The organism is Hymenobacter tibetensis (genome assembly GCF_022827545.1).
Lineage (GTDB): Bacteria > Bacteroidota > Bacteroidia > Cytophagales > Hymenobacteraceae > Hymenobacter > Hymenobacter tibetensis.
Genome location: NZ_CP094669.1, coordinates 1,047,409 through 1,064,672, shown reverse-complemented (window position 1 = coordinate 1,064,672; position 17,264 = coordinate 1,047,409). Strand labels below are relative to the sequence as shown.

15 protein-coding genes are annotated in these 17,264 nt (G+C 58.1%); 9 read left to right on the top strand and 6 right to left on the bottom strand.

What is annotated here, in order from left to right:
• Window positions 1-146: 146 nt before the first annotated feature.
• Window positions 147-893, top strand: coding sequence for a YqjF family protein (locus MTX78_RS04390; protein ID WP_243800255.1), 747 nt, complete (start codon window positions 147-149; stop codon window positions 891-893).
• 10 nt (window positions 894-903) lie between these two features.
• Here the strand turns inward: MTX78_RS04390 and MTX78_RS04385 are convergent, their stop codons facing one another.
• From MTX78_RS04385 to MTX78_RS04360, 6 genes are all read right to left on the bottom strand, one after another.
• The gene (locus tag MTX78_RS04385; protein WP_243800253.1) at window positions 904-1,929 is read right to left on the bottom strand and encodes a cytochrome d ubiquinol oxidase subunit II; all 1,026 of its coding nucleotides are present in this window, start codon (window positions 1,927-1,929) and stop codon (window positions 904-906) included.
• A 79-nt stretch (window positions 1,930-2,008) separates the two neighbouring features.
• Window positions 2,009-3,337, bottom strand: a complete 1,329-nt coding sequence (locus MTX78_RS04380) for a cytochrome ubiquinol oxidase subunit I (RefSeq protein ID WP_243800251.1) — start codon at window positions 3,335-3,337, stop codon at window positions 2,009-2,011.
• Window positions 3,338-3,464: 127 nt separating this feature from the next.
• Window positions 3,465-4,454, bottom strand: a complete 990-nt coding sequence (locus MTX78_RS04375; protein WP_243800249.1) for a hypothetical protein — start codon at window positions 4,452-4,454, stop codon at window positions 3,465-3,467.
• A gap of 74 nt (window positions 4,455-4,528) precedes the next feature.
• Window positions 4,529-4,798, bottom strand: coding sequence for an acylphosphatase (locus MTX78_RS04370; protein WP_243800247.1), 270 nt, complete (start codon window positions 4,796-4,798; stop codon window positions 4,529-4,531).
• Window positions 4,799-4,911: 113 nt separating this feature from the next.
• Window positions 4,912-6,438, bottom strand: a complete 1,527-nt coding sequence (locus MTX78_RS04365) for an ArnT family glycosyltransferase (protein ID WP_243800246.1) — start codon at window positions 6,436-6,438, stop codon at window positions 4,912-4,914.
• Between the two features lie 112 nt (window positions 6,439-6,550).
• The gene (locus MTX78_RS04360; protein ID WP_243800244.1) at window positions 6,551-7,363 is read right to left on the bottom strand and encodes a TrmH family RNA methyltransferase; all 813 of its coding nucleotides are present in this window, start codon (window positions 7,361-7,363) and stop codon (window positions 6,551-6,553) included.
• A 257-nt stretch (window positions 7,364-7,620) separates the two neighbouring features.
• Here MTX78_RS04360 and MTX78_RS04355 point away from each other — a divergent pair, with 257 nt between their 5' ends.
• The 8 genes from MTX78_RS04355 to MTX78_RS04320 all read left to right on the top strand — a co-directional run bounded on the left by MTX78_RS04355 (window position 7,621) and on the right by MTX78_RS04320 (window position 16,995).
• The gene (locus MTX78_RS04355; protein WP_243800242.1) at window positions 7,621-9,108 is read left to right on the top strand and encodes a sensor histidine kinase; all 1,488 of its coding nucleotides are present in this window, start codon (window positions 7,621-7,623) and stop codon (window positions 9,106-9,108) included.
• A 46-nt stretch (window positions 9,109-9,154) separates the two neighbouring features.
• A complete protein-coding gene (locus tag MTX78_RS04350) occupies window positions 9,155-9,565 on the top strand; it encodes a response regulator (RefSeq protein ID WP_243800240.1) in 411 nt (136 codons plus the stop codon).
• A 90-nt stretch (window positions 9,566-9,655) separates the two neighbouring features.
• Complete coding sequence (locus MTX78_RS04345; RefSeq protein ID WP_243800239.1) at window positions 9,656-10,588, top strand: hypothetical protein; 933 nt, start codon at window positions 9,656-9,658, stop codon at window positions 10,586-10,588.
• Window positions 10,589-10,970: 382 nt separating this feature from the next.
• Complete coding sequence (locus MTX78_RS04340; protein ID WP_243800237.1) at window positions 10,971-11,468, top strand: YciE/YciF ferroxidase family protein; 498 nt, start codon at window positions 10,971-10,973, stop codon at window positions 11,466-11,468.
• Window positions 11,469-11,927: 459 nt separating this feature from the next.
• A complete protein-coding gene (locus tag MTX78_RS04335; RefSeq protein ID WP_243800235.1) occupies window positions 11,928-12,326 on the top strand; it encodes an STAS domain-containing protein in 399 nt (132 codons plus the stop codon).
• Entirely contained in the window at window positions 12,323-13,183 is an 861-nt protein-coding gene (locus tag MTX78_RS04330; RefSeq protein WP_243800233.1) for an RES domain-containing protein, read from the top strand. The genes MTX78_RS04335 and MTX78_RS04330 overlap by 4 nt, the downstream gene beginning before the upstream one ends.
• Before the next feature lie 184 nt (window positions 13,184-13,367).
• Window positions 13,368-14,240 carry a manganese catalase family protein gene (locus MTX78_RS04325; RefSeq protein ID WP_243800231.1) on the top strand — a complete coding sequence of 291 codons (873 nt, stop codon included), beginning with the start codon at window positions 13,368-13,370 and terminating at the stop codon, window positions 14,238-14,240.
• Window positions 14,241-14,439: 199 nt separating this feature from the next.
• Window positions 14,440-16,995, top strand: a complete 2,556-nt coding sequence (locus MTX78_RS04320; RefSeq protein WP_243800230.1) for an FdhF/YdeP family oxidoreductase — start codon at window positions 14,440-14,442, stop codon at window positions 16,993-16,995.
• Window positions 16,996-17,264 lie beyond the last annotated feature (269 nt).

Genomic DNA, 17,264 nt, shown 5'->3' with positions numbered 1-17,264 from the left:
TAAGAGAAAAGGGGGATGCAGCCAACGGCCGCATCCCCTTTTGCTTTCTACTGCCCAAGGAAGATTCACGGCTTGAGGTGTTGTAGTGCTACGGCCCTTGCCACTAGGGATGCCTCAACAGCTTTCTTGTTTCTCTGTCTAGCCTTATGTCTACCTCTTCGCTCACGCTACCTAGCCGCCGTATCCCGCTGATGCGGCAACGCTGGAGTGAGTTGTTATTTGCGCACTGGCCAGTAGCGCCAGAAGTGTTGCGGCCCTATTTGCCGGCGCGGCTGGAACTAGATTTGTTTGAAGGACAAGCTTGGCTGGGCGTAGTTCCCTTTAGCATGGGCGGTATTCGGCCACTGGGGTTGCCTGCTGTGCCAGGGTTGCATCATTTGCACGAGCTTAATGTGCGCACGTATGCGCGTTTGGATGGAGTGCCGGGCGTTTGGTTTCTTTCCCTGGATGCCACCAATCCATTCGGCGTGTGGGCCGCCCGAACGTTCTTCCACCTCCCCTACCTGCACGCCGAGATTAGCTTGACGCAAACCGGCAGTGCGCTGCGGGCCGTAGCCAAACGCACGCACAAAGGAGTAGCACCAGCCACCTTTGCCGCTACCTGGACGCCAGGGCAAGCACTCCCGCCAACTCAGCCGGGTACATTAGCGCATTTTCTGACCGAGCGGTACTTTCTCTACACCGCGGGACCCAACCTGCTGCGGGATATACAGGGGCCCAACCTATGGCGCGGCCAACTCTTTCACGAGCCTTGGAGGTTACGGGAGGCTACGCTCAGCGAATGGGATTCGACGTTGGTGGAAAGCCACGGTCTTCCAACCCCAGTAGGTGCTCCCCTGCTCTATGCTGCCGATGCATTGGACGTGTGGGTCCGGGAACTGCGGCGCGTGTAGGCAACCACTATTAGTGCGCGGCTTCTGCTACCTCCTCGGCTTGGTGCTGGAAGCTGTAGTAGAGGTAATACAGGGCAGGCAGAATAAAGATGCTACCCAGTAGCAACGCCCAGCCTAAAGCGTCGATAGTAGCCGCGGGTGCCTGGTCTTTCAGCAGCGAAAGGTTAGCGCCGTTTTGCACCACAATAAAATCGGGGAAGTGACGGTAGCCGATGGCCAGCAAAATCATGGTAACCTGGAACCCAGCTAACAAGCGCGGCAGAACTGTCCAGCCCCGACCAACGGCGTACGCCATTGCCCCCAACGAAATAGTAGCCAATACCACAGCCGCCGTACCTACCACATTGCCGAAAATCCACTGCCAGAGCGGAATACCTTCCATTTCGGCGGCCAGAAACACCAGCCCACCGGCGGCAAAGGCCAAGACAGTCATGGTGCGGGTTTTGCGGATGAAGTAGCGTTTGTCGGCCTCGTTGTGTGCTTCGCCGATGCTGTACACACTAGCTAAATACCCGCACAGCGCTACCGTGAAAACGCCCACGGCCACCGAAAACCAGTGCAACCAGCTAAACACGTAAGCTGACAGAAAATCCGACGCTTGCAAGTCGATGGTTCCGGCCACTACGCTGGCAGCAATGACCCCCAGAAAAAACGGCGTCACGGCACTCGACAGCGCAAAGATGCGGTTATACAATTGCTGCATGCGGTCCTTCACGGCATCATAGTGCCGAAACACGAAGGCCGTGCCGCGGGCTATAATGCCCATGAGCATAATTAGCAGTGGGATGTGTAGGTACACCGACATAACGCTGTAGATGCGCGGAAACCCCACGAACAGAATCACCACAGCAATAATGAGCCACATATGATTGGCTTCCCAGATGGGTCCGATGGCATGCGACATGGTTTGGCGGGCGGCACTACGGTTTTTGCTGCTCGTAAATAGCTCCATAATACCGGCCCCAAAGTCGGCGCCACCCAGCAGCAAATACAGCAGGATAGCCAGGCACAGGTAAGTGATGACGACGTATTGCATCAGGCGAGAAAAGCGTTAAACCATCTTATTAAGTACCCCGCAGTTGTTTGGTAACCGGATGGGGCCAAGCCACCCCAGGCTACGCTGCGGCTAGCTGCGCGGGTTGGTCGTAGAGTTCCGGCACCATTTTGATTTGGCGGTAGAGCAGGAAAATCACAACCACACTCAACGACACGTACACCGCCGAAAACAGGTAAAAAGAATAAGCAATACCTGGCATCGGCGTGACAGCATCGGCGGTGCGCATGACGCCGTTGATAATCCAGGGCTGACGGCCGACTTCCGTTACCGTCCAGCCAGCTTCCACGGCAAGGAAGCCGGCGGGCGTAGCGGCCACAAATAGCTTCAATAGCCACTCGCTGCGCAACCAGCGTTTTTTGCGCCAGATGGCTATGAAGTACAGGATGGATAGGGCGACCATAGCCATGCCCAGCCCCACCATCAGCTGAAACGCCACGTGCGGCACCAACACGGGCGGCTGGTCGGCAACCGGAATCTGGTCGAGGCCGGTGACTTCCTGCTCGAAATTGCCGTGCGCCAAGAAGCTCAGCATCCCCGGAATCTTGATGGCGTAGTCCACTTTCTTGCCTTGCTCGTCGGGTAAGCCACCTAATACCAACGAGGCGCGTTTCTCGGTGTAGAAATGGGCCTCCATAGCCGCTAGCTTGGCAGGCTGCCGACGCGCGACGTCCTTGGCCGAGAAGTCGCCGCTTAATGGCTGAAGCACAGCGGCTACGGCAGCAAACAGGGCCGCAATCTGAAATGCCCGGGTGTGAAATTGCACGTTGCGCCGCTTCAATATCATGAGGGCGTGCACGCCGGCCACGGCAAAGCCAGTGGCGGCAAACGCCGCCAACGACATGTGAATGGCCTGCGAGAGCCACGCATCATTAAACATGGCGCGTATCGGGTCGATGTTCAGATACTGCCCGTTCACGAAGTCGAAGCCGGCCGGGCTGTTCATCCAGGCGTTGGCGGCTACCACCAAAATACCGGAAGCCAAGCCGCTTATACCCACCACTACGCCCGTAAACCAGTGAAACCACGGGTGAAACCGCCCCCAGCCGTACAGAAAAAAGCCTAAGGCAATGGCTTCAATGAAAAAGGCGGTGCCTTCCAATGAGAAAGGCATGCCGAAGATGGGGCCTGCGTGCTCCATAAACTTCGGCCACAGCAGCCCCAACTCAAACGAGAGTACCGTACCCGAAACGGCCCCGGTAGCAAAGAAGATAGCTACGCCTTTGCTCCAGGCTTTGGTTAGGTTTTTATAGGCAACATCGCCGCTACGGAGCCACTGGAAGTGCGAAACCGCCATAAAAAACGGCATCACCATGCCGATGCACGAGAAGATGATGTGGAAGCCCAACGAGAGGGCCATTTGTGACCGGGCAGCAAGGAAATCGTCCATCGTACCGAGTGGTTAGCGCGTGAACCGCCGCCTCGTTGGCGGTGGCAACAGCCGGCGCCTGCCCCCAGGCATCGGCCTACTCTTACAACACACCGAAGGTACTACCCAATCGTTGGACTGGCACGTTTTACTTACCGAAACCAGTGGCCCCCAACTGCCGGCGCAGCACTGAGTCGGGGCGGGTATGGCGCTGCCAATAGTCGGATTTGAGGGTGGCCGTACGGATGGCGCGGGTGGTAAGTGGCTTAGCACTACCAAATGTCTGGTTGCCGAGCTTCATCTGGCCGTCGTAGGTGTCTTCCCAACCAGCAATCAGGTACGGAAAGGCTGACTCAAATACAATGGTGAGCGTACGGTTGGTAGTGGGGTAGCTGAGCGTGTAGGCTTGCAGAGCGGCGCCGGCTTGGGCGGGCTTGAAGATAGAGCCCTGATAGGGTGTTAGCGTGGCACGAGCTGTTTCCACACGGAGCGGCTGGTGGCGCAGCCTCGACACGACCGTACCCGGAATAATGCGCAGCTCTCCTACTGGCAACGCTCTCGGATCGAGGCGGAGTCGGTTCCACAGTTCGTCTTCTAGTACCACTGCGTCCAGGGAATCCGTCTGGTCGGCCTCCTGCTGAAAGTAGGAATGCGCTCCGAGGTGGTACTTCTGCCGGCGCAAGTTGAGTTGCGTGTAGGTCTGACCGCACCAATCCTGCACCGAGGTAGCCACTTTCAGGGTGTGCGGAAATTGGCTGGCTGGCACGGGCGTAAACACCGACGTGTTGATGGAATAGTCGTAGATGCCGGTGGTGAAGCGGCGCATCTGGTTCATCTTCAACACAGAAACTGGCGTTTCGGTGGTAGGGCCACCTTCCATTTTCACTTGCTGCACCGGCAGAAAATCTTCGGTAACGAACACCAGCACGGCCTCTCCGGGATGCACATCATCATAGCGGTTTTGCTGAAGCTGGTAGCGGCTTAGCTCGGCTTGGCCGGCATACCAATAGCGCGAAAATTCCGCGGATACTGGTGTGGCTACCGGCGCCGTTGGGGTGGGCTGCCCTGGTTTGGTTGAACAAGCCAAGAGCAGTAAGGGAAGACTGAAACCAGTTGCAAGTCGAGACAACAAGGGCATAGCGAAAGTGTAAGGCTCACCCAATATACTGGCTCTGGTATCAACCCTGCTTCCAGCGCAATGCAAGTGGCCCGTTAGCGCCTTATTTCAAACAAAGAGTATCCCTGCACCTCTCCTGGCTGCACTTCCACCTTGGTTACCTCGGCCGCCGCGGGCCCCTGGTGGCACCACGCTTCCAAAGCAGCCAGCTTTTCAGCTGGGCCCTCTGCTTCAATTGTTACGGTGCCGTCGGGGTTGTTTCGGGCGTAGCCGGTGAGGCCTAGGCGCTGCGCTTCGGTGCGGGCACTTTGGCGGTAGAACACGCCCTGCACGCGGCCATGAATCTGTAACGTATAGTGGGGCATCGGGTATGTCGAGAGAGGAGGCTTGTCAGGGAGTACGCGCTTTGTACGGCTCGGCGGCTCACAACAACTGGCTTCTTTGGTTTTTCTGCGTTTCAAGCACGCTTCCCCAGCGGTTAATTGGCGGGCAGAAGGCGCCATAGCCAGCACGGAAAGCGACCTACTGCTCGACAGGAAGCGCGGGGAAACGTGGCGCGCACAAGGGCCGAGTCGGCGGCGGTGGAGGTCAGGACGTATCCGGGGCTGCGGAGAGAAGCTACACTTGCCGGCGGCACCACACGCAATTCGCGCGGATACCCTAGCACGTAGAAGCGCAACGACGCATTGTAGCCAGATATACCGCCCGAGACAGTAGGGGGCAACAAGGCGGTATAAAAAGTCCCTGGCGCCACCACGAATAAGGGTGTCGGGGGCTGGTCTTCTTCGCTCAACGCCCGCAATCCGTAGCCGACCCGGGCCTCATCGGCGGTGTCTCGGCGGTAGCGCCGTTGCTCTAACCCAATGGCAGCCAAGGGCGGGACAACCAAGAAGGCGGTGAGCAATACCCGCAAACTTAATTGCACAGGCCGGCTATGCACCCGGCCCAACAGCAACGTAGCCAGCCGCGGACTACCAAGGCCAATAAGCAATGCCAACCACGGATAAGTGGGCACAGAATACCACTCGATCTTGGTTTTGGCTATTGTCAACACTACCAGCATGCCAACTGCCCAGCTTGCTGCAAATGCTGCTACTCGCCGGGCGCGGGCATCGGGGTGGCGCAGGGCAAAGAAAACAACCACTGGCACCACGTACACCCAAGGCAGAAACCGGGCTGCTGCCATCCGAGCAATATAGTAATACCAAGGCTCCTCATGCTTTTCAACCACGGCCGCAAAACGTCCGCTCAGCTCATTTTCGTTGATGGCCGCCCAATAGCCTGGGCCCACGTGCTCCCGCAGCGTATACCAACCCACAGCCGCAGCCATCCAGCTCAGCAGCACCAACCAGAAGCCGGTGGTGCGCAGCAACGCCCGACCCCGGCGCTGTGCCAGGCAATACAGAGCCATACCGGGCAACGGCAGCAACACAGCTACCCCTTTGGTGAGCGTGGCCATAATCAACCCCACCCCTACCCCCACCCACCAGCGGCGCTGCTTGGTTTCGAGCAGCAGTAGCACCGACAGCCCAACAACCAGCTGCATCAAGGTGAGCAGAGCATCGTAGTCGCCGGCGTGGCCGTGGTGCTGGCCGAGGAAGCCCTGGGAACTTACCAGCACAATACCCGCCAACAAGCCCCCCAGCGGGCGACGCATGAACTTGGCCATAAACCAGTACAGCAGGCCAATGGTAGCCAAAGCAGCCAAGGCGGCAGGCAAGCGCACTGCCCACTCGGTAGGGCCAAGCAGTTGGATAAGCCCGGCTTGTAGCCAAATCATCAGAGGCGGCTTGGTGTTCCACAAATCAGGCTTGAAGCCGAAAGTGGTAATCAGCCACTTGTTGCTTTGCGCCATTTCTATGGCATTGACGCCCAACCGTGCCTCGTCCCAGTGCCGCAGCGTAAGCCCCCCCAAATCGACCAGCAACCCTAACGTAGCCATTATCCCCAACAATGGGCCGCCCCAGCGGCTCAGCAATCGTGTTTCAGGCAGGGTTGGGGTCATGTACTAGCGGCTAGGTATAACTGAATATTGGATTGTATGGTAGTAGGTGCTGCAAGCAGCACTCAGTAAGCTCTTGTGCGGAGTTCACCTTACACAACGTTTCAGGCGGAGGTCAGGCGCCACGTTGCCGCACGGCTTCAAACGTGAGAATAGCTGTGGCCGTACTCACGTTCAGCGAGTCGATGGCACCGCGCATGGGGATGATGATGGTATGGTCGCAGGCGGCTAGTAGTTCGGGGGTGAGGCCATCGGCTTCGGTACCCATCACCAGAGCAGTAGGCCCCCGGAAGTCGCAGGTGGTATAGGCCACAGCCCGCTCCGTGAGGGCAGCGGCATAGGTTTGAATGCCGTGCTGACGGCACCAGTCCAGCAGTTCAGCGCGCGTGGTGGCTACTGTAGGCACCGTGAAGCTGCACCCGATACTGGCCCGAATGGCGTTGGGATTGTAGAGGTCGGTGCGCGGGTCGCAGACCACAACGGCGGTTGCCTGGGCCGCATCAGCAGTCCGCAGGATGGCGCCCAGGTTGCCGGGTTTCTCTACCGATTCCAGCACCAGCAGCAGCGGCGCGGCGGGCAGTGGCAAGCTTTGCAGCGTGAGGCGGGGCGGCCGAACCAAGGCCAGCACCCCATCGGACCCCTCGCGGTAGGCTACTTTCTCGAATACCGCCCTCGATACCTCGAACCATTCTGTGGGGCCGCTGCCCAGCAAGGTGCGCAACTCCTGCAACTGGGCGCCGCCGGCCAACTCGGGGCACACGAACAGCGCCGTAACGGCCACGCCGGCCCCGTGCGCAATAGTTAGCTCGCGGTGGCCTTCAATGATGGTCAGGCCCTGCTCGCGCCGCTCCGACGACTTCTGCTGCAAGCGTAGCAGGTTCTTGATGCGTGGATTCTGGGGGCTGGTAATAGAGTCGGGCACAGACATAAAAGCAACAAAACCGGATGACGCGTAAAACGGCGAATATACGATAGGCACCGCAACGGCCTTCAGCAAATACAGGGGCCGCTGGTGGGGAAGAGAAACGGCGCTCCGGTTTGGTTGCAAGAGCAGCGGCGGGCCACACCGTGTGCTTTGCCAAGTGATACCTGGCATTTACCCAGATTACACGGTACATTCCAGGCTGAACCGTTATCCTTGTAGATGCGTAGAGCGTTGACTTTTGCTTTTCTGCTGTTTATTCGATGCGTCTGAAGCTCAACACCAAAATTATTCTGGGCTTTAGCCTGGCGCTGTCTGTGCTGCTGCTCACCTCGCTGGGCGCCTACAAAAGCATTCAGCAGTTGTCGTTCTACACGCAGCAAGTTCAGCACACCAACCAGGTACTCCAGCACACCTCCGACTTGCGCATGCGCATTCGTGACGCGCAGGTAGCGGTTCGGGGCTACTTGCTGCTTGGCGAACCAACCTATCTGCTGGCGTACCGCGACGGGTTTCAGAGAGCAACCATCGACCTGGATTCGCTGCAGCAGGCCGTCCGCGACAATCCGGAGCAGCAGAGCCGGCTCGACACGCTACGGCGCACCATAAGCCGGGAGCGGGCCTTTCTAGACCCGTGGACCTCGCTGCCGCCTTCCCCTTCCACAGCCCGCAACCTGGTAGAGGCCGACCGAAACAACCTCAATCACCTCCAGGAGCTATTGGCTCGGTTGCGCGCTTCCGAAGAGGCCTTGCTACGGGACCGGATGCGCAACCAGGACTTGTACCGCATTACGTCGCCAGCGGCCATTATTGCAGCGGCGGTGCTGGCCGTGGTGATTGTGCTGTGGCTGTTCGTCAAGATTCTGAAAGAGCTGAAAGCCAACCAAGTGCTACAAGCCGAACTCACCCGCATCAACGAGGAAACAGCCCGCCGCATCGATGTAATCGAGGAACTGGCCGAGCGGGTGGTGCAGGGCGACTACACGGTGAAAGTCAAGAACGAAGACCAGAAAGATAGTCTCGGCAACCTGGCTACGTCACTGAACCGCATGACGCAAACGCTGGAAGAAAACTTCACGGCCTTGCAAAACCGCAACAAAGAGCTAGACCAGTTTGCCTACGTAGCCGCCCACGACTTGAAAGCTCCCCTGAGGGGGGTAACCACCGTGGTGAAATGGATTGAAGACGAACTAGCCAGCGAACTGGGGCAGCAAATGCGACAGTACCTAGCCATGATGAAAGACCGCCTCAATCGACTGGACGACCTCATCAACGGGCTACTAGCATATGCGCGGGCCGGCCGAGACAGCCAGGCCCAAGAACAAGTCAGCGTGGAGCAACTGGTGCATGAGGTAGCGGACATGGTGGTGCCGGCCGGCTTTCAGGTAGAGCAGCCCGACCCGCTGCCCACTTTCCTCACCGACCGCCTGGGCTTGCAGCAGGTGTTCACCAACCTCATGGGCAATGCCGTTAAGTACCATCACCAGCCCACCGGCACCATCACCATCGGCTGCCGCGACGTGGGCCGCCACTACGAGTTTCGAGTGCAAGACGACGGCCCCGGTATTGCGCCGGAGTACCACGAGAAAATATTCCTCATTTTCCAGACCCTGCGCGACCGGCACACGGCCGAAAGCACAGGTATTGGGCTTAGTATTGTCAAAAAAATAATCGACGAGCAAAAAGGCAGTATTCACGTAGAGTCAGCACCTGGCCAGGGTGCCACCTTCGTCTTTACTTGGCCAAAATGATGTGGTGAAGTAGCAACTCCCCAACTCTCTTTCCCCTATTTCACTTATGCGTTCGGTATTACTGGTTGAAGACGACTTCTTTGATACGATGACGGTCAAAAAGTCTTTCGAGAAATTCAGCGTGCAGCACCACCTCTACACGGCGTTCAACGGGCTGGAGGCGCTGGATTTGCTGTTGGGACAAAACGGCGTTGAACCCATTCAGCCGCTGCCCGAGGTTATTCTGCTGGACCTGAACATGCCCAAAATGAACGGCCACGAGTTCTTGGCTGAAATGCGCAAGCACCCGGAGCTGGCGTCTATTCCGGTGTTCGTCACTACCACGTCGGCGCTCGATGTGGACCGGCTGAACGTGCAGCATCTGGGGGTGAGCGGCTACATTTTGAAGCCCCTGGATTTTGAAACGGCCGCCGACATGGTGGACAGCATGAGCTTGCTGGAAAAGCTATTGAAATAGGCTGGCAGAAGGTGGGAGGTGTTGGAGATACCAGTTTTTACCAACTAAACGTTACTTTCAGTGCCTAACTCCTCACTCGCTTTTCCTATCATGATGTACCGTTCGGTGTTGCTGTTGTTGGTGAGTTCGTCGGTGCTGCTGCCCACGGCCGCGTGGGCGCAAGACGGTCCGCGCCAACTGAACACGCTCCCTACTCCACCACCTGCTGCCCCGGATACCACCCGCCGCGCTGCCCCGCAGACTGCGCCCCGCCAGCTGGCTTCTCCGCCGGTGGTGCCCGATTCGGTGCGCCAGCAACAGCAGCGCCAAACCGCACTGCCGCCCGCCAATACCACCCGCTACTCGGTGGGGTTGAAAACCGGGCAAGTGTACAAAGCCTACGATGTACTCATCAAGCAGCCGCTTCTGGGCCGCTCGTTTCTGTTGCTTGATGGGCAGCAGCGCTTCGACTTAGACCAGGTGCGCTACTACGAAGACGAAACCGGTTTCTACGTGCGCACCACGCTGCCGGGCCGCTCCCGCCGCGAAACCACGCTGCGCCGGGACCGGGTGGGCCGGCTTAGCTTGTACTCCATCACCAGCACGCAATACGCTGGCAATGGCTTTGGCAACCCTTATGGCTATGGCCGCTACGGGGGCTTCGGCGGGTTCGGCAACCCCTACGGCTACGGCGGCCCGATGTACCGCACCACCAAAACCGAGTATTTCAGCAAAGACAACGGCCCGATTGAAGACCTGAGTTTGCGCAACCTGCTGCTGGCTACTTCCGACAACCAGACTTCCACCAACCTACTCCTCCAGGCCCGGCAGTACCAGACGTTCACCACCCTGAGCTATGTGGCGGCGGGAGGCTTGTTGGTCGCTGGCCTCGTTTCAACACTCAACCCCAGCGGCAACAGCAGCGCTTCTATATCGCCGTTTTTCTACGGCAGCCTGCCTTTCCTGATTGTGCCCCTGGTGCTCGGCGGCAAAAGCCAGAATAATATCCGGCAAGCTATCAGCGTCTACAACCGCGGGCTGTAACCGCCGGTTGGTTTTCGCGCTCCACAACGGGGCCCACCATGCTGGTATGGTGGGCCCCGTTGCGTTGTCTGATGGTGGTGACGCGCCCGCGGCTAGGACAGCGCTTACGCGGTTATCACCAGCCTGTGGTTTCTACTGAAAGCGTTTGAAAAAAGTACGGGTTTTCATCCAGCACCTCCCGAAGGCTACCGACTGCCAGAGCGCAGGCAACGTTTACAATTCACTGACTTAAAGGCGCTTATAAAATATCAACGGTTTTGCTGCTTGGCACCTGAACAGGAAGCGGCTACCGGTAGGTTGGAAACGAGGGCCAAACAGCGGCGTACATAGTACCAGCCAAAACACCCTTGGCAACTTGTTCCACTCACCTAACTTCTTTGCCATGTTATTCGACAAACTAGAGACGCTCGACGACCTGTTCGAAATGCAGCTAAAGGACCTGTACAGTGCTGAACAGCAATTGACCAAGGCCCTGCCCCAGATGGCCAGTGCCGCCAAAGACGGCCGCTTGCGTAGAGGCATTGAGCGCCATATCCGCGAGACGGAAAACCAAGTGGCCCGGCTCGAACAAATCGGCAAAAACTTGCAGCTAGACCTGAGCGGCCACACCTGCAAAGCCATGGAAGGCCTGATTGCCGAAGGCCAGGAAACGATGTCGGAAAACGCGACGGAAGAAGTAATGGACGCCGCCCTGATTGCCGCCTCCCAGCGCATCGAGCACTACGAAATTTCGGGCTACGGCACGGCCGCTCACTTCGCGGAACGCCTCGGCCACACCGACGCCGCCGATTTGCTCCGCCAGACCCTGGAAGAAGAGCAGCTGGCCGACACCAAATTGAACGATCTAGCCAAAAACTACCTCAACGCCAAGGCTGAATAGCCTTCTCCATAGATTTCTTGAAAGGTCCAGGCTTCGGGTTTACGAAGCCTGGACCTTTTTGCTGGCATAGGTATGGGCGGCGGCTTTTGTGGCACTGCGCAGGATAGGCCCACTATTTCCAATGTAGAGGTGGTTTTCTAAGTAGCGCTTGTTCGCTCTACAACCCGACTATTGCTACTTCCCACTCCAGAGTACGCGTATTCATTGGCTTTTATTTGCCCGGCCAGGGTACCAGCTTGCGTTTGGGGCTCTCGCTCACCAACACACCCATAGCTTACACCAGCAGATATTACTGCGTAGTAGGGTCTTTAGTGGGCGCTTGCTGTGCTAGTACGCACCAGTAAAATCAGCGTAATACGCACAAGTAAATCAGCATTTTCCCCTAGTCCGCGCGCTTGGGTAGCCAGTAGCTTTGCTGTTGGAGTCTTCGGCATGTGCCGTTGCAAAGGCACCGGGCCGATGACCGCCTTCACAACCTATATCCAACAAAGCCAAGGTACAATAGGCGTAAGCCTGCGTGGGTGCTGCACCGACCAGGAAGCTGCCCGGCAACTGGAGTCTGCTATCAGCCAGGCCATAGCCAACGGGCTGGCCGTGGTGTGGATCGACTGCCAGCACCTGGAACGCCTGAACTGGCAGGGCCAGCGAGGCATTCTCAACGCCGACCGGCAGGCCCGCCTCATAGGGGTGTCGTTGCACTGGTGCGGCATGCCAACCACCGTGCTCGACCAGCTGGTGGAAAGCGGGCTAAGCCAACTGCTGCACTTGCAAACCACCGGCAACTACCAGGGCCCCCAATCCTTGCTCCACGACTCCATACCACCCATTTCTCCTCTGAACCCCCCTACGCCCAAATGAGTGTGCCGCCCCCCCAGGCCACAGAAGCCACCATACGCCGGCAGCTTCGAAGGCTGCGCCATTTAAGCTGCCGACGCCATTCTATCAGTTCCTTATCCACCCGAGTACGCTGGCTGCTCACCGAGCCCAACATCCGCTGCCTGGAGCTACCGGCTGGCACGCTGGTATACCGGGGCATTCCGTGCCAGGAGCTGCCGCAACGGGTGCAGGACGTGTCGTATCCGCCGCCGGAGCGCATAGCCCACGACCAGCGGGCCAACCGCGCGGGTGTGCCCATGTTCTACGCCAGCGCCACCTGGCACCCGCCCTTTTTTGAGGCGGGCGTGCAGCCTCAGGATGAAATCATCATCAGCCGCTGGATCAGCCGGCAGCCGCTGCGCCTGGTTAGCTTCCACCCCGCCGACCAAAGCCCCGACGACCCCCACTCCGACCGGGACCATACCCTGCGCCAAGTGTTGCAGCAGCTTCCGTCGTCGGTGCGAGTGGTTTCCGCTTTTCTTACGCGGATTTTCACGCGGCCCGTATCCGAGGAAAATGCCCACCACTACCGCTTTTCCATTGCCATAGCCGAAGCCTGCAAGTTGGGGGATTTCTTTGACGGGCTGCTGTACCCGTCGGCGGCCATGCCGTCCTTGAACCACAACCTGGCCCTGCACCCCAGCTGCCTCGACACCGGCAAGCTGGAGCTGCAGTACGTGGAGCACCTACGCGTCAACAAGGTCGGGACGGAAACGCTGGACGTATGTTCCCTCGATTTCGCCAATCAGGTTGCCCCCGATGGTCGTTTGCACTGGCTCGGCCAACCCGGCAACTGGGTGCTGCGCGAAGGAGGCAAAAACACCAGCTGCACGTTGTAAGCCCTGGCTTTCTACAGTGGCGCTTGCTGGGGAGTAGCCGCTTATTCTGGGTACAACTATCGAGGTTTTGCGGGTTTATACGCTGAAAATACGTGTTTTCCCAGCGTCTAGGGCATGAAGATGGGTCGTATAGAATGGCGGGCTGGCACGTGCTGGCCGCCTTTCTATTTAACTTTTTCAGCCCATGTTCTATCACGATAAGGAGTTGCAATACAAAGTTCGGGTCGACCGCCCTAACCCCGTTTTCGCGCGCATGTTGCAGCAAGCCATTGGCGGCATCGAAGGCGAAATCAGGGTGTGTTTGCAGTATCTGTTTCAGGCCTGGGGCAACCGCGGGCCCGCAAAGTACCGCGACATGCTTCTCGAAACCGGCACCGAGGAAATGGCCCACATCGAGATGCTCGCTACGGCCGTGGCCCTCAACCTGGAAGGCGCTCCTACCAGTCTGAAAGAGGAAATGGCGAAAGACAAAATGGTAGGTGCCATTCTGGGCGGCATGGACCCGCGTCACTTTTTGTCGTCGGGCTTGGCGGCTATGGCTGTTGATGCCAATGGCGTACCGTTCAACGGCTCGTGGGTGGTGGGCAGTGGCAACACCGCCGCCGACATGTATGCCAACGTAATGGCGGAAAGCACTGGCCGCGTACTGGCTACCCGTTTGTGGGAAATGACCGACGACCCCGGCATGAAAGACATGCTTTCCTTTCTGATTGCTCGCGACAGTATGCACCAGAACCAGTGGCTGGCCGTACTCGAAGAGTTGGGCGGCGTGCAGGGCGTGCATCCTATTCCAAACTCGTTTCCGCAAAGCCAGGAAGTGCAGCAGTTCAGCTACGCTTTCGTGAGCACCAGCGTCAACGACCTGGGTACGCCGAACGGCCGCTGGACCCAGGGCCCTTCTATTGACGGCAAAGGCGAGTTCCACGTCATGAAAGCCGAGCCGCTGGGCGGAGAGCCCAAGCTGGCGCCTCCCGTGCCCGAAGGCCACGCCCAGAAAGAGCAGATGACCCTGACCGATAGTGTGGTGGGCAACATCAAAGACACCTTAGGCCTGTAGCAGCTCCCGGTAATTACTTGGCTGCAACCGCCCTTGGGGTGGTCTATACACGTCATGCTGCTTTCTCCGGCGCCTTTCACTCGGGTGGTAAACGCTGTTTGCTGACACCGATGAAGTGCTCTGGGAAAGGCAGCATGACGTTCTGTTTCAGCACGCATCACTGTACCACAACCACACTATTCTTAGAAGCTTACCTATCATGGAAAAATCTCCGGCTGAAGACCCTAGCAAAGCAGGCAAAATAGAACAGCAAACCGCCAACAACGTACCGAAGAGCGGGGAGCGGCCCGACCAAGGCACCGCCCCTACCGCCGACCATTGGAGCACGTCGCCCGACCGGAAGTCGTTGGATGAGCGCCCGATGGAAGCGCCGGACACGCTGGGCGCCAAGCACAAGCACCCAATTCTGGCGCAACCACCCGAAGAATTTACGGGCCTCAAGCTTGGCAAGCCCGCCAAGGTAGCGGCCGGCGTGACGGCCGTGCTGAAGTCGGGGGCGTTTGCGTTCAGCGAGGACGGGCCGGTACGGGGCACCCATGCGCTGCTGAAGCTCAACCAGAAAGATGGCTTCGACTGCTCGAGCTGCGCATGGCCCGACCCTGATGAACACCGCTCCGTAGCCGAGTTTTGCGAAAACGGCGCCAAAGCTACGGCCTCCGACGCGCAATCGGACCCGGTAGGCCCCGAGTTCTTTGCCAAGCACAGCCTCGTGGACCTTTCACGCATGACGGACCGCGACCTGAACAACGCCGGCCGTATCACTCACCCGATGGTGCTGCGGCCGGGTGCCACGCACTACACGCCCATCTCCTGGCCCGAAGCGTTCGACCTGGTAGGGCAAGAGCTGAACGCCTTGCCGTCGCCGCACGAGGCCATTTTCTATACTTCGGGCAAAGTACCCAATGAGCCGGCCTATCTCTACCAGCTGTTTGTGCGGCAGTTTGGCACCAACAACCTGCCCGACTGCTCTAATATGTGCCACGAAAGCAGCGGCGCGGCTCTAAGCAACACCACTGGCCTAGGCAAAGGCACCGTAACGCTCAACGACATCTACGAGGCCGAAGTCATCCTCATTATTGGGCAAAACCCAGGCACCAACCACCCGCGGATGCTCACGGCCTTGCAGAAAGCCAAGCACAACGGCGCCAAAATCATCAGCATCAACCCCTTGCTGGAAGCGGGCCTCAACCACTTCAAAAACCCGCAGGATTTCATGAACCCGCTGAAGGCGTTGGGCACTTTGCTCGGCGACGGCACCCCCATCACCGACATTTTCCTGCAAGTGCGCATCAACAGCGACCAGCTAGTGATGCGCGGCATCATGAAATGTCTGCTCGAAGCGGAAGCCCTGAACCCCGGTCAGGTGCTCGACCACTCGTTTATTCAGGAGTACACCACCGGCTATGATGCGCTGGTGCACAACCTAGACCTCACCGAGTGGGCTGATATCGAGGAAGCCAGCGGCCTGAAGAAGGTGCAGATTCAGGAGGCCGCTAATTTGATAGCCCGTCATAAAAAGATTATCACGTGCTGGGCTATGGGCCTTACGCAACAGAAAAACGGGGTGTACACCATTCAAGAAGTGGTAAACATGCACTTCCTGAAAGGCGCCGTGGGTATTGCGGGGGCTGGCCTGTGCCCCGTGCGCGGCCACTCCAACGTGCAAGGCGACCGAACTATGGGCATCTGGGAGCGGCCGAGCACCGAGTTTTTGGATGCGCTGGCCAAGGAATTCAGCTTCGAGCCGCCCCGGGAGTTTGGCTGGGATACCGTAGAGGCCGTGAAGGCGCTCTATGAAAGCAAAGTCAAGGTATTTATAGCGCTGGGCGGCAACATGCTTTCGGCTTGCTCCGACACCGAGTTTGTGGCCGAAGGCATGCGCAAGCTGCGCCTCTCGGTGCACATCACAACCAAGCTCAACCGCAGCCACCTCGTCAACGGGGAAATGGCGCTGTTGCTGCCGTGCAAGTCCCGCGTTGATATTGACGTGCAAAAATCGGGGCAACAGTTCATGACCTGTGAAAACTCGATGGGCGTAGTGAGTATGAGCAAGGGCGTGCTGGAACCCATATCCGACCAGATGCTCAGCGAAGTAGCCATTGTGTGCGGCATGGCCATTGCCACCCTCGGCGACCGAAGCACCGTGGACTGGGTGGGCTGCACCGAGAACTACGACTTGGTCCGCGAGTATGTGGCGCGTACTATCCCTGGCTTCGAGGAATTTAACACGAAAGTGCGGCACCCAGGCGGCTTCTACTTACCCAACGGTCCGCGCGAACGGAACTTCACCACCGAGAACGGCAAGGCTAACTTCACGGCTACTCCTTTCGAACAGCACGTGCTGGAATCCGACCAACTGGTGATGATGACCATCCGCAGCCACGACCAGTTCAACACCACCGTGTACGACTACAACGACCGGTACCGGGGAATCTATGGCGAGCGGCGCATTATCCTCCTCAACCCGGAAGACATGGCCGACCGGGGCATCAAGGGGAAAGGCCTGGTGAACATCACCAGCCATTTCGAAGGCCAACAGCGGCACGCCGAGAAATTCATTGCCATTCCCTACGACATTCCGAAGGGTAACTGCGCCATGTATTTCCCCGAGGGCAACGTGCTGGTACCCATCGGCAGCGTGGCTTACAAGAGCAACACGCCCACCTCGAAATTTGTGATTGTAACGGTGGCTCCGGTGGAGGCGCCCGTCGGCAACCGCATCAGCACCCCGGACCGGGTGGCGGTACCGGCTTAGCAGGGGGTTTTAGTCGAGAAAAGAGGCATCCAAACGGTTCAGCTTAATTGGACTGTTTGGGTGCCTCTTCTGCTTTAAGAAGCCAAAATTATATGTAAACACAACAATAATTTGGCTTTTTCTATGTAGTCATCTACACACGAAACCATCGTAACAAACACGTAAATCCGTACCAACAAACACGTAATTACATGCTTGCATGGGGTGGCAAACAAAGCACTCACCGTACATCAACTCATGTTTCACACAACTTAGATGTACTACCCCGC

Coding starts and splice junctions, on each gene's coding strand:
- MTX78_RS04360 (WP_243800244.1), bottom strand. CDS start 7,363: ATGTCTGTGCCCGACTCTATTACCAGCCCCCAGAATCCACGCATCAAG.
- MTX78_RS04365 (WP_243800246.1), bottom strand. CDS start 6,438: ATGACCCCAACCCTGCCTGAAACACGATTGCTGAGCCGCTGGGGCGGC.
- MTX78_RS04370 (WP_243800247.1), bottom strand. CDS start 4,798: ATGCCCCACTATACGTTACAGATTCATGGCCGCGTGCAGGGCGTGTTC.
- MTX78_RS04375 (WP_243800249.1), bottom strand. CDS start 4,454: ATGCCCTTGTTGTCTCGACTTGCAACTGGTTTCAGTCTTCCCTTACTG.
- MTX78_RS04325 (WP_243800231.1), top strand. CDS start 13,368: ATGTTCTATCACGATAAGGAGTTGCAATACAAAGTTCGGGTCGACCGC.
- MTX78_RS04355 (WP_243800242.1), top strand. CDS start 7,621: ATGCGTCTGAAGCTCAACACCAAAATTATTCTGGGCTTTAGCCTGGCG.
- MTX78_RS04380 (WP_243800251.1), bottom strand. CDS start 3,337: ATGGACGATTTCCTTGCTGCCCGGTCACAAATGGCCCTCTCGTTGGGC.
- MTX78_RS04385 (WP_243800253.1), bottom strand. CDS start 1,929: ATGCAATACGTCGTCATCACTTACCTGTGCCTGGCTATCCTGCTGTAT.
- MTX78_RS04345 (WP_243800239.1), top strand. CDS start 9,656: ATGATGTACCGTTCGGTGTTGCTGTTGTTGGTGAGTTCGTCGGTGCTG.
- MTX78_RS04330 (WP_243800233.1), top strand. CDS start 12,323: ATGAGTGTGCCGCCCCCCCAGGCCACAGAAGCCACCATACGCCGGCAG.
- MTX78_RS04340 (WP_243800237.1), top strand. CDS start 10,971: ATGTTATTCGACAAACTAGAGACGCTCGACGACCTGTTCGAAATGCAG.
- MTX78_RS04320 (WP_243800230.1), top strand. CDS start 14,440: ATGGAAAAATCTCCGGCTGAAGACCCTAGCAAAGCAGGCAAAATAGAA.
- MTX78_RS04350 (WP_243800240.1), top strand. CDS start 9,155: ATGCGTTCGGTATTACTGGTTGAAGACGACTTCTTTGATACGATGACG.
- MTX78_RS04390 (WP_243800255.1), top strand. CDS start 147: ATGTCTACCTCTTCGCTCACGCTACCTAGCCGCCGTATCCCGCTGATG.
- MTX78_RS04335 (WP_243800235.1), top strand. CDS start 11,928: ATGACCGCCTTCACAACCTATATCCAACAAAGCCAAGGTACAATAGGC.